Here is a 12,180-nt window from a genome sequence, read left to right as displayed (position 1 = left end):
AGCAGGATGATTAATATAAAAAACCGGAAAGATACTGCAAAAGTTCGCCGCATCGCCCTGGCTGCACAGGGGCTACTGCATAGAAAGCCCTTTGGCGCCGGTCTTTCCGGCGTCCGTGCTGCAATTAACCATTTGGGGTACGTGCAAATTGACACTATCTCTGTGGTTGAACGGGCTCACCACCATGTACTGTATTGCCGGGTTCCCAATTTCAACAACCTGATGATCAACCGACTGTTGCAGGACGGGGAGATATTTGAGTATTGGGCGCATGCGGCAGCTTTCCTGCCCATCACCGATTTCCGCTTTTCTTTGCCTTACAAGCACGCTATTAAAAACGGGCAAGTGCACTGGTACAGAAACTGCGACAGAAAATTGATGTCAGAACTATTGGCGAGGATCCGTTCAGACGGTGCACTCCGTTCCAGGGATTTGGAAAAACATACGAATAAAAGTTCAGGCTGGTGGGACTGGAAACCGGCGAAGAAAGCACTTGAGCAATTGTATATGGAAGGCGATTTGATGGTAAGTGATCGTGCGGGGTTCCAGAAGAGCTACGATCTTACTGAAAGGGTCTTGCCCAGCGGTGTAGACCTTAAAATGCCAAACAATGAAGAGTTTGCTCAACACCTTGTAGAGCAACAGTTACGCTGTCATGGCGTTGTCTCACTCAAGGGGATGACTTACCTTCGCCGAAACACCGGCTTGCGCAAAGCGGTGAAAATATTTGTGGATGAGAAGCTAAAACAAAAAGAGTTGGAGGAAGTGCGGCTTCAAAGTGGCGAAAGCTATTTAATGTTAGCGGGGGTATTCGAGCAACCTTCACCCCGTGTGTCTGACCGTCTGGTCATCCTTTCCCCGTTTGACAACAGCGTTATTCAACGTGAACGATTGAAATCCCTGTTCGAATTTGATTACCAGATAGAGTGCTATGTACCTGAAGCTAAGCGTAAATATGGGTACTTCTGCCTTCCTTTACTTTACCGTGATGAATTTATTGGGAGAATGGATTGCAAAGCACACCGGAAAACACGTCACTTGGAAATTAAAAACCTATATTTGGAACCCCATCGTTTTGACAGCGATGCACTTATGTCTGCGTTCGTTACGGAGATTAAGCGATTCTGCCAGTTTCAGCAGTGCGATTCCGTATCACTTTATAAAGCCTGGCCCCAACACCTGACAGAACCTTTTCAGGCTCATTTGAAAGCATTGGATTAAAAGAGCAAAGCCTGTTGCAGATAGAGCAACAGGCCGTTTGTCTTGGTGACTTAAAGGCAACTGTAGCGCTGTTTACCATTAAGCTTACGGTTAAGGATCATGCTGCTGAACTGTCTGTCCTGCATTTGTTGGCAAAATGCTGTCCGCTCATCTTCAGTATCGAGTTTCCGGAATGGATACTCGACATGGAGTACTGCTTTGCCCTGCTCAATAAAGGGACTGAGTTTGTCGCATTCGTTGTAGCGGAAGCAGGATTCATTCACTGCCAAATCATAATAGTTCACCAGGTCAGTAACCTGGCCGACCGAATTCTTAAGCGCCACCGCCAGCCCACGTTCATGTGCCTCGTTTGCCATCCATCTGTTGAAATCTATTTGAGCCTGATAGGTTAACGGAAAGCCAGAGGGGTTTGAGTAGGCATCAACGTTGTCAGGCTCCACACCATCACATCCTTTGGATACCGCCAAATCAAGCCGCTTTTCGAGGACAGGTCGGATGCCCTGATTGCGTATGTCCAGCCAACGCTCCCCTTCCCAGTCGGCCAATGGGTTGCCCAATGCGGTTAACGGGAATTGGGAAGCATCTGATCGCCAATCTTCATATGTTCCGGCTGAAAAATAACAGATAACGCGCTTGCCGCTTTGTTGGAGGGATTGAATGGTGGCTTGGGAAGTATCAAAAAGGTCGATGTCATAAAGATCGACTGCATAGTCAACATCAAGGCTGCCCTGTAACTGCCACTGCCATGTTGCCATAACAGGAGGCCGGTACCAGTCTCCGTCCTGAATGGGCGGCGGCACTTCGGCAAGCATTGGCGGAATGCTTTCAGGTTGGTTGGTTTCCGGTTGTTTGGGGGCAGTATTTGGTGTCTGTGCAGGGGCCTGTGCATTTACTGCACTATGGCAACCGGCAAGGGTAATAACGAGCCCAAGGCAAGTGGCTTTTAAAAGGTTCATACAACTCAACTGACGCAATAATGCCGGGTTTGTCAAATACCCTAAAACCCGGCGGGATTTGTTTATAGGGCGAAAACTATGTCGCCCTACCGTCATAGCAGTGCCTTCAGTGCCGCTCTCACAAATCCTTTATGGCTGGCCAGTGCTTCCCGTGCTGTATCGGGACTGCAATCGGCGAGTATTGTAAGGATTGCTGTCTTACAGTGAAGCCCCGTGGAAGTTAAAGCGTTCAAGGCTTGATCTTCATCACATCCTGTTGCGTCCATCACAATACGTATTTGGCGCTCGCGCAGTTTGGCATTGGTTGCTTCTACATCCACCATAAGGTTGCCATACACCTTCCCACTGCGAATCATTGCGGCAGTTGTAAGCATATTGAGTATGAGTTTCTGAGCCGTACCGGCTTTCATCCGGGACGACCCGGTTACGACTTCCGGGCCGACGACAGCGATCATGGGAAAGTCCGCCATTTCAGCCATTGCACACCCAGCGTTACAGCAAACCGCGCCGACTTTGGCCCCTTTCGATTTTGCATATTCCATCGCACCAAGTACGTACGGGGTTCTGCCACTTGCGGCGATGCCGACAATCACATCATCTTTATTCACGCCAAGTGTTTTAAGATCTTCGGTACCGGCGGACGGATTGTCTTCAGCATTCTCAACAGCACTGAAAACTGCCTGTTTGCCTCCGGCGATGACACCAACTACCTGTTCTGGCGCGGTGCCGTATGTTGGTGGACACTCACTTGCATCCAGAACCCCCAATCGGCCGGAGGTTCCTGCACCGACGTAAATGAGCCTTCCACCGGAGGCAAAGCTTTTTGTAATGGCATCTACACAATCAGCAATGTGCGGAATGCTCTTCGCAACAGATTGAGCAACCCGTGCATCTTCTTGATTAATGATGGAGAGAATGGAGCGTGTGTCCAACGTGTCAATGTGAGAGCTTGACGGATTGCGGCTTTCGGTAACCAAGGCGGCTAAATTTTCTTTCATGGTGGGTCTGCATAAAAAATTCTGTTTCAATAATACGTTGAGACGGCAGTCCGCTCCAGTTTTGTAATTTTTGTTTTGCGGTTAACGGATAGTGTGAGAAGAATTATCGGTGTTGTTTCTCGCAACGCCTGGCCTGATTCCGTTTTACTTTGGCGATGGACTTTTGTCACAAATATTCAGTCACAATAAGACATTAATATCATATTTCATGCCGTGGTACCCAGTGCTGCTAAGCTAAAGAAAAGTGTTGGGATTTCTGGAGTATTGGCCTGAATGCACAAAGAAAAACCTGTCGTCCTGGTTGTAGATGATGCATCAGACAACATTGCCATCGTAAAGAGTATTCTTTGTGATACCTACAGGGTAAAAGCGGCGTTGAGTGGAGATGTCGCGCTGAAAATTGCCCGTTCTTGTAAAAAGCCGGATATTATCCTGTTGGATATCATGATGCCGGTAATGGATGGTTATGACGTCTGCAAGGCACTTAAAGCATCGCCGGAAACCAACCATATTCCTGTGATTTTTCTTACCGCCAAATCGGGGCAGGATGAAGAAAGGAAAGGGCTTGAGTTGGGGGCTGTTGACTACATTTCGAAACCTTTCAGCTCTTCCATTGTGAAGGCCAGGGTAGACAGCCACTTAGCTTTATATGACCAGACGCGTCAGTTGGAAAAAATGGTGGATGAGCGCACGTCAGAGATGAATGACAACTTCCTCCAGATGGTTCATATCCTAGCCAGGGTCTCGAGTTTTAAGGATGACGTCTCAAACCTCCATGTCATGCGCGTTGGTTGGTACGCCAGTCTGATTGCAGAGCAAATGGGGGAACAAAAAGAGTTTTGTGAATGTATTTTCAGTGCGGCATCACTGCATGATATTGGAAAGGTTGGGATACCGGATTCAATATTGCAGAAACAAGGAAAGCTCAGTGATGAAGAGATGCTTCAGATGCAGCGCCATGTGGATATAGGGTTGGAGATTATAGGTAATTTCTCTTCCATGCTTTTCAATATGGCAAGGGAGATCATCATGTATCACCACGAGCGATGGGATGGCTCAGGCTACCCGGTAGGGCTGGAGGCGGAAGAAATCCCTGTTTCTGCCCGGATTGTTGGTGTTGCGGATGTGTTTGATGCGATAACCTCTTCTCGCTACAACGATTCCTTGTATGAAATTGAAGAGGCATTGGAATACTTAAAAGCCCGTTCAGGTACCAAATTTGACCCTGGGGTGGTGGATGCCCTAAGTCAGGTCCTGCCGAAAATTCACGATGTGAACCTTCAGTTTAACGGTTAAATCCGTACTGTTTGCTCTGACGATTTAGTGGCTCTGAATCAAGAAATAGCAACGCAAAATCAGAGCCATACAGCCTGTCAGTTAACGCTGAAAGAAGCTACAAACCCCGGGGGCGCGAGACTTCCATCCAGGTTGGCATCGCGGATAGTGTCAGCGGTGAGCAGCTCAATCTTGGCGCTGATATGTTTTGGCGTTCCCGGTATTTTTTCAAGGAGCCGGACTGCCAAATCGACAGCCAGTTGTGCCTGATAGCCAGGATTGTCGGTTGGCGAGGCTTGTACATAGCCTCGTAGCATTGCGCGGTATACCCCCGGAGAAAAATAGTAAGAAATGATTCCAGGATAAGGGCTTTTCAGTTTACGCACTTCTTTCAGGGCAGCCTCAACAGCGACAGCATTACCAACGATAAAATCGATTTTTGGGTTTCCGCTCAGCCCTTCTTTTATCAGGTTGTACTGGGTATAAAAACCAGTGTCTCCCCATAGCGTGCTGGAAATATTAATGGGAAAAGGAGCTACCGCTTCCTTGAAGGCTCGGTCACCGGCCTGGCTCCAGCCTGCATCTTTGGGTCCCGGTAACCAGAGCAAACTCATTGTCTTACCCGTGTTCATTTGAGTAACGTAATTTGCTGCGTTGCGCGCCATTTGAGAAAAATCAGCGGCAACCCTGGCTGAAAGCGACGGTGAATCAATGCCGTTAATCAGGTCTATGACCGGTTTTCCTGCTTTGCGGTACGCTTCGAATATATCGTTAAGGTCAGTAGTAGATACGGCTGAAACAATCAGTGCATCTACATCTTTGCGCAGGCAGTCCTGAAGTTGTTGCCGTTGCCGTGCGAGTTTGTCGTAGCCTCCGGCAGAAAAAATTTCAATTTTAAGCTTCAGGTTTGAAGCCCGTTGAACCAAACCATAATTTACTGCAAGCCAGTAAGCATCTTTTAAGTGAGGAATGCTCGCACAAATGCGCCACTTCTTCGCTGTTTTTTTAAGGAAAATATAATCAGACGTTTGTGCCTGCTTAGCGTTTTCGAACGGGGGATCCCAGACATCGATTTCAATTTTTTCAATAGGCTCTGGGTGAGAGTGGGCTAAAACATGCTTTGCCGGATAAAAAACCAGAACAAAAGCCAAAAATGCAATTGTGCGCATGACAGTCCTTTTCATATGAAACCGCTGTCATTAATTATGGTACATGACCTGACTTTTGGGTGAATTTACATTCGGTTAATTTTTGTTAACTACTGGGTTGAAACGGCACTTGGCCGTCGTGCATTCTGCTACGCTTGGAGTAGTAAACAGTTATCAGGAGTCTTATAAATGGCAGGCAGCAAAGGATTGGTCCGCTTTTTATTTGTATTATTGGCGGGTTGCCTGGCAAGTTTTTCCATCTCTTCATATCTGGAAAAAAGAGCGGAAGTAAACTGGAAAAATACATCTTCCCAGCAAATCGTTCTTATATCGCTGGAGTGGTTACGGTGGCTGGAAGGCAGTTATGCAACGCTTTCCGGTCTCGCTGCTTTGGTAGGGACGAACGAAAATGTTTCTGAATACCAGTTTATAGACGCTATTGAAGGATTGGAGTCCCGATCTAAGTTCCATTTTCTCTCTTCTACAGCTATTTACCTCCGCAACGGAAGCAAGTGGAAACTTCAGCACATTACTTCTTTTGGGAGTGAACCTGAACAAGGTGTCCCGGCAGACCCGGTGCTTTCAGAAGCGCTTTCAGAAGCCTCCCTTCTTGCCAATGACTGGATAATGTCACCGGCAATCGATGGGGAAAAAAGCTACCTTGCGCTGGCATTGCCCTCCAATCCCAATATTGCAATTGTTGGTGAAATTGAACTGGTCAACATGTTGAAGAGTTTGATCTTCTTTATGCAATCTGACGGGTTGGGGGTAGGGATATCAATAAAGCCAAACTATCTGGACTCCAATCTGCTTACTGAGCTTAATCCCATATCGCTAGAAGACCCTGTGGAGTTTACCGTTAATGAGAAAATGCGGGTTGGCTATGCAGATGTTGAACTCCGTTGGCAGATTTCGAAACGCTTCAATGGAGGACCGGATTACTCTCTTTCCACCGTCACCTTGGCTGGTGGCATTGCGTTCAGTTTCCTGCTTGCTCTTGTATTTTCGATGCTTATTGGTACGAATGCCCGGATTCTGGAACGTGTGAAAATTGCCACCCGGGAATTGCGCCAGAGTAAGCAGCTATTTCAGGATTTCCTTGATAATTCACCGGCTGTCGCGTTTATAAAAGACAAGAGTGGGCGATACCTGCTGGTGAGCAAGAGCTTCGAAACGACATTAAACCTGCGAAAAGAAGATGTTCTCGGTAAAGTTGATACCTCTCTTGGCAGTACCAACCATTTGTTGGAACAACTCAGCCTTAGCGACAAGGAGTTGTTTGCGAAGGAAAAACCGTTGGTGGTGGAAGAGTCTGTAATGACGGCAGACGGACAGCTCCGAAGTTTCCTGACCCATAAATTCCCTATCCGTGATGAAAAAAACCAGATTTATGCCCTGGGCGGAGTGTCCAGTGATATTACGGCACAGAAACAGCAGGAAATCATTCTTGCCAACATCTTTACCAATGCATCTGAAGGTCTGGGGCTGATTGATGAAAACGGCTTTATTGAGGTTAATCCCAAGCTGGTTTCCTTGTTTGGCTTTGAAAATGCCTCTGAGTTGATTGGACGGCGCCTGGATGATGCCAGTCTGTCATTTGACAACATCGAACCCAGTCGGGACAGCGTTACCATGATCCGGGCTAACATCACCAAAGCCCGGTACTCAGGGTTGCCGACTCGGTTTAATGTTGATCTGACACGTACTGATGCCCACTGGATTGCGGAGGTGACGCTGGCCCCGATAGAGGTGGAAGGACGGAGCGCCTTCGTCTGCATGATGCGGGATGTTACCGAAGTCACTAAATACCAGGAACAACTGCGGCGTTCGCAACAGCAACTCAAGTCCCTGTTCACCGCATTGCCTGTTGGCGTGATGATGGTTTCCCGGGCGGGTCTTATCCTTCAGGGGAACCGGATCGCCCGGGACATCCTCCGAATTCGTGCTGACGGTACTGAATCACTCCAGGAAAGGTTACAGATTTGGCGGGCATACAACCCGGATGGATCCTCCATGGCAGTGGAAAACCACCCTATTTTCCGTGCATTGCATAAAGGCGAAACGATCCTCAATGCTGAAATCGGGATCCGCAGGCCTGACGGAGAAACGATCTGGCTGAGTACATCACTTTCCCCCTTGACGCCGGATGGTGATGTTGCCGTTGCCCTTGAAGATATCACCCAGGTGAAAAAGGCGGAGCGTGAACTGGCCCAAAGCCAGCGGCTGTTTAAAGAGTTCCTGGATAACATGCCGTCCCTAACCTACATCAAGGATCCAGAAGGGCGTTATAAACTGGTTAACCGTACCTGGTGTGCGCTTACCGGCATTGATGAGTCCCAGGCAATCGGGACACAGGATGCGGTCCTGTTTGGTTTTGATATTTCGGAAAAAACCGGCCTGACAGACAACCAGGCAATGATGGGGATACAGCCCCTGGTCTATGAGGATAGCTTTGCGCTGGGGGACGGAGATATCCGGGATTATGTCCAGCACAAATTCCCTATCCGGGATTCCAATGGCAACCTGATGGCCATGGGGGGAGTTGCTGTTGATGTCACATCAATGAAAGAGACCCAGCAGGCCTTAAAACTCAGTGAAGAGCGCCTGAACCTTGCGATGTTCTGCTCCAATGCGGGAATGTGGGACTGGCATACCGATACCAACGAGCTGGTAACAAACGACATATGGGCTTCGATGCTCGGTTACACCATTGCAGAGTTGGATGAAAGGTATCCCAAAACCGTGGAACGTTGGCAGCGTCTTGTCCACCCGGATGATATTGAAAATGCCCGTGAGTCACTGACTGATCACATGCAGGGAAATGTAGAGTCATTCCAGGCTGAGTTCCGAATGCTGACCAAGTCCGGGAGTTGGAAATGGATAATGAGCACGGGCAAGGCAATAGAATGGGATGTCGATGGCCGTGCCGTGCGTCTTCTTGGTATCCATCTTGATATCGATGGAATGAAGCAGATGCAGGCAGAACTCGAAGAGGCGCGTGATGTGGCCGAAAAGGCAACCCAGGCGAAATCGGCCTTCCTTGCGAATATGAGCCATGAAATCCGTACCCCGATGAACGCGATTCTGGGAATGAGCCACCTTGCGTTGCAAACGGAACTCAACAGCCAACAACAGAGCTATATCAGCAAACTGAACAGCAGCGCGGAGCTATTGCTCGGTGTTATCAATGACATTCTGGATTTCTCAAAAATCGAAGCTGGTAAGCTGGATATGGAATATACCCAGTTCCAGTTACAGGATGTCCTTGAGCACTTTGTTGGCCTGATAGGCATGCGGGCGCGGGAAAAGCACCTCGAACTGCTGCTGGATATGGATATAGGAATGCCGGGCACCCTTAAAGGGGATCCGTTGCGCCTCGGGCAGGTACTGATTAATTTGGGTAACAATGCCGTCAAGTTTACCAACGAAGGTGAAGTACTGGTTTGTGTCCGGGTGGAGAAAAGTGACGATCACACCGTTGAGCTGCACTTCATCGTCAAGGATACCGGAATTGGCCTGAGTGAAGATGCCAAGGCAAGGTTATTCAGTTCCTTTGAACAGGCAGATTCATCCACGACACGCAAATATGGAGGCACAGGACTGGGACTGGCGATCTGCGCCAAACTGGTTGGGATGATGAATGGGGAAATCTGGGTTGAAAGCGAAGAGGGGAAAGGCTCTAGTTTCCACTTTACGGCCAGGTTTGGCACCGCAGAAAACGTAACCAGCCTGTTCGGCGGGCAGTTGAATTCCAGGGAACCCTACAAAGTACTGGTCGTGGATGACAACAATACCGCCCAGGATGTAATTCGGAAAATATTCTCTGCACTTGGCTGCGATGTGGGCGGGGTACTTAGCGGAGAAGATGCTCTGTCCCAGATGAGTACAGCAATATCCAGTCAATCGCCTTACCAGCTGGTGCTGCTGGACTGGGATATGCCGGGTAAAAATGGGTTGGAAACCCTTAAAGATATTCACGACCGGTTTACCGGCAGGCATGTCCCAGAGGTGGTAATGACTACGGCATTTGATACCGGAGATTTGCTTAAACAACTCAGGGATGCCGGTTTCCATTCTACCCGCGTTATGGCGAAACCGATCACGCCATGCGGCATTGGTCGCTTGCTCAAGCAATTGGATGATGGATCGTTTTCAGAGCCGGTTTGTACGGAAAAATCGAAAAAAGCAGGGCGGGAAGAAGTGGATTTGTCTGGGACCACAGTCCTGTTGGTTGAAGACAACGAAATTAACCAGCAGCTTGCTTTCGAACTGCTCAAGCGAAGGAATATTAGTGTCATTCTGGCTGAGAACGGCCAAATTGCATTAAACAAACTTTCTGCCGGGCTGGTGGTTGACGGTGTACTGATGGATTGCCAGATGCCGGTGATGGATGGTTATACAGCGACCGAGAAGATTCGGGAGCTTCCAGAGTTTGAGGGCCTTCCCATACTGGCGATGACTGCCAATGTAATGGCCGGGGATCGGGAACGTGCGCTAAATTGCGGAATGAATGATTTGATTGGCAAGCCAATCGATGTAGATGAACTTTTTGGCACGCTGGGCAAGTGGCTTAAGCCAGTGGAGCATAAAGGTGTCCAGCCGGTTTTGGTGGACAATGTTACCCCTTCTTCCCTGAAGTTGGATGTATCGGGCTTGGATACAAACAGGGGATTGGAGACCGTCCAGAATGACGAGGCTTTGTACCTGGACCTGCTCAGGCGCTTTGCCAATTACCAAGAGGATTTTACCTCGCGGTTCCGTGCAGCATGGGGGCGAGGGGACAGAAAAACTGCGGAACGGGAAGCTCATACGCTAAGGGGAAATTCCGGTACCCTTGGCGCTACAGACATCTTCCTGCTGGCAGGAGATCTCGAAGTTGCGATAAGGGAGCGTGCTGATGAAAAGGTACCGGAACTTTCAGAGCTGGTGTGTGGCAAACTGGCAGCTATGCTCGCAGATTTAAAACCGTTGTTGGAAGAGGACAGGCGGCCTGCCGGTCCATCCGGTATTTTGAGCAACCGGGAGCTGGGGGAAGCGTTGGACAAGCTTTCGTCGTTGCTGGATGATTTCGACAGCGAGGCGCTGACGGCTATGTCAGCACTGATGGCGCAGGTTGACCGGGATACTGCTGCCAGGTTGGCACCGTTGTCCGAGGCGATCAATGAGTTTGATTTTGAACTGGCAGCGTCACTGTTGGAAGAGCACAGAAAAGTCGGGTGAGGCTGGCTTCTTGATAGTTTTATCGACTGCCCCGATCGGTCTGAGGGAAATTCCCCTGCATCGGGACTGAGCGGAGGATTGGTATGATGGAAACAATTAATGTTAACGGACACACCCTTCACCATGATCAGGAGGGTCGGAGTCTGTATATAGATGTCGAAGAGGGTTACCAGGCCAAGGTGACTTACCGACAGGACGGCAAGACCTGGCATTTGGTGCACTCTGAAGTTCCGCCAGCATTGCGTGGTAAAGGTGTCGGTGCAGTCATGATGGAAGCCACTCTGGGTTTCATGAGGGAAAGAGGCCTAATGGCAGTGCCTGTATGCAGTTACATTGTGCATTATATGGATAAGCACCCTGAGTGGGATGATCTTCGTGGCTGATTGAAAATGTGTTTTCAGTGGGTAGTCATAACTGCCATCTATGTCTCATTAGTGGGTTGATGGTTGGGTGAATGATCGGATAAGCTCAAAGCGAGATGTTACGCAGAGGTTAAAATTCATGTGTACCATATTCGCAGGGCAGGATCCCGGCAACTATGAGATGTTATCCCGCTCCGTCCGTCTGGGGGGACACTCAACCAGTGTAAGGCTTGAGAAAAAGTTCTGGCAGATAATTGACCATATCGCCAGCTCACAGGGTATGAATACAGGAAAGTTTCTAACAACCCTTTACGATGAAGCGTTAGATATTAATGGTGATGTCAGCAACTTTGCCTCATTGCTTCGGTGCAGTTGTATTCTTTACCTCAGCGAGCCCCACGGGGTTCTCAACCTTGCCAATGCTGAACTTCGAGAGAAAGAAGCGCTTAATAAAAAAGCCAGTTAATACTGAAATGGGAAAATAACAAAAATTTCACATGCGGTAGCATGATACCACCCCAGAGCATAGGCCTCCCGTTATAGTGGATTCACTCAATAACGAACGGAGGCGCTTATGACCAAGCTCATCCATTCAATGATCCGGGTATTGGATCCGGATATATCCATCGATTTCTACAAGACGGCTCTTGATCTTGATGTTGCCGAGCGATTCGATTTTGACGGGTTTTCCCTGATATACCTTCGAAATCGTGAGAATGACTTCGAGTTGGAGCTGACACACAACCACGACCAGGAAGAACCGTACACTCACGGTTCGGGTTATGGGCACCTTGCTGTATGTGTGGATGATCTTGCAGATGTTCACCGGAAATTAAACCGCGCAAACCTGAACCCGACCGACATGAAAGCCATGTCTTATAAGGGACAGGCAATGGCAAAGTTCTTTTTCCTGACTGATCCTGATGGATACAAAATTGAGTTCCTTGAGCGGTTTGGACGCTTCCAATAGAAGAAGCGCCACGCCACCAGAAAGCAGGAC

Annotated in this window: 9 protein-coding genes; 6 read left to right on the top strand and 3 right to left on the bottom strand. The window is 48.7% G+C overall.

The window, feature by feature from the left end:
• Positions 1–6: 6 nt before the first annotated feature.
• Entirely contained in the window at positions 7–1,221 is a 1,215-nt protein-coding gene (locus tag NF212_RS18490) for a winged helix-turn-helix domain-containing protein (RefSeq protein WP_434362190.1), read from the top strand.
• Between the two features lie 50 nt (positions 1,222–1,271).
• Here the strand turns inward: NF212_RS18490 and NF212_RS18485 are convergent, their stop codons facing one another.
• Both NF212_RS18485 and murQ read right to left on the bottom strand, forming a co-directional pair.
• Positions 1,272–2,177 carry an endo alpha-1,4 polygalactosaminidase gene (locus tag NF212_RS18485; RefSeq protein WP_434362188.1) on the bottom strand — a complete coding sequence of 302 codons (906 nt, stop codon included), beginning with the start codon at positions 2,175–2,177 and terminating at the stop codon, positions 1,272–1,274.
• Positions 2,178–2,269: 92 nt separating this feature from the next.
• On the bottom strand, positions 2,270–3,175 hold the full coding sequence (murQ, locus tag NF212_RS18480) for an N-acetylmuramic acid 6-phosphate etherase (RefSeq protein ID WP_434362186.1): 906 nt from the start codon (positions 3,173–3,175) through the stop codon (positions 2,270–2,272).
• Positions 3,176–3,448: 273 nt separating this feature from the next.
• Between murQ and NF212_RS18475 the strand changes: the two genes are divergently transcribed.
• A complete protein-coding gene (locus NF212_RS18475; protein WP_434362185.1) occupies positions 3,449–4,471 on the top strand; it encodes an HD-GYP domain-containing protein in 1,023 nt (340 codons plus the stop codon).
• 77 nt (positions 4,472–4,548) lie between these two features.
• Here the strand turns inward: NF212_RS18475 and torT are convergent, their stop codons facing one another.
• Positions 4,549–5,619 (bottom strand): TMAO reductase system periplasmic protein TorT, encoded by a 1,071-nt coding sequence (gene torT, locus NF212_RS18470; protein WP_434362184.1) that lies wholly within the window; start codon positions 5,617–5,619, stop codon positions 4,549–4,551.
• Between the two features lie 168 nt (positions 5,620–5,787).
• Between torT and NF212_RS18465 the strand changes: the two genes are divergently transcribed.
• The 4 genes from NF212_RS18465 (at position 5,788) to NF212_RS18450 (ending at position 12,150) form a co-directional block, all read left to right on the top strand.
• Complete coding sequence (locus tag NF212_RS18465; protein ID WP_434362183.1) at positions 5,788–10,818, top strand: PAS domain S-box protein; 5,031 nt, start codon at positions 5,788–5,790, stop codon at positions 10,816–10,818.
• 83 nt (positions 10,819–10,901) lie between these two features.
• Positions 10,902–11,201: a GNAT family N-acetyltransferase gene (locus tag NF212_RS18460; RefSeq protein WP_434362182.1), complete on the top strand. Its 300-nt coding sequence runs from the start codon at positions 10,902–10,904 to the stop codon at positions 11,199–11,201.
• Between the two features lie 118 nt (positions 11,202–11,319).
• A complete protein-coding gene (locus NF212_RS18455; RefSeq protein WP_434362181.1) occupies positions 11,320–11,646 on the top strand; it encodes a ribbon-helix-helix domain-containing protein in 327 nt (108 codons plus the stop codon).
• 108 nt (positions 11,647–11,754) lie between these two features.
• Positions 11,755–12,150, top strand: a complete 396-nt coding sequence (locus NF212_RS18450) for a VOC family protein (RefSeq protein WP_434362180.1) — start codon at positions 11,755–11,757, stop codon at positions 12,148–12,150.
• Positions 12,151–12,180: the final 30 nt, after the last annotated feature.

It is taken from the genome of Parasalinivibrio latis (assembly GCF_036825535.1).
In the GTDB taxonomy this organism is placed as follows: Bacteria; Pseudomonadota; Gammaproteobacteria; order Enterobacterales; family Vibrionaceae; genus Parasalinivibrio; species Parasalinivibrio latis.
The sequence above is the reverse complement of the archived record's forward strand: the minus strand, read 5'-3'. Positions and strand labels throughout refer to the sequence as shown.

Coding starts and splice junctions, on each gene's coding strand:
- murQ (WP_434362186.1), bottom strand. CDS start 3,175: ATGAAAGAAAATTTAGCCGCCTTGGTTACCGAAAGCCGCAATCCGTCA.
- NF212_RS18465 (WP_434362183.1), top strand. CDS start 5,788: ATGGCAGGCAGCAAAGGATTGGTCCGCTTTTTATTTGTATTATTGGCG.
- NF212_RS18450 (WP_434362180.1), top strand. CDS start 11,755: ATGACCAAGCTCATCCATTCAATGATCCGGGTATTGGATCCGGATATA.
- NF212_RS18455 (WP_434362181.1), top strand. CDS start 11,320: ATGTGTACCATATTCGCAGGGCAGGATCCCGGCAACTATGAGATGTTA.
- NF212_RS18490 (WP_434362190.1), top strand. CDS start 7: ATGATTAATATAAAAAACCGGAAAGATACTGCAAAAGTTCGCCGCATC.
- torT (WP_434362184.1), bottom strand. CDS start 5,619: ATGCGCACAATTGCATTTTTGGCTTTTGTTCTGGTTTTTTATCCGGCA.
- NF212_RS18485 (WP_434362188.1), bottom strand. CDS start 2,177: ATGAACCTTTTAAAAGCCACTTGCCTTGGGCTCGTTATTACCCTTGCC.
- NF212_RS18460 (WP_434362182.1), top strand. CDS start 10,902: ATGATGGAAACAATTAATGTTAACGGACACACCCTTCACCATGATCAG.
- NF212_RS18475 (WP_434362185.1), top strand. CDS start 3,449: ATGCACAAAGAAAAACCTGTCGTCCTGGTTGTAGATGATGCATCAGAC.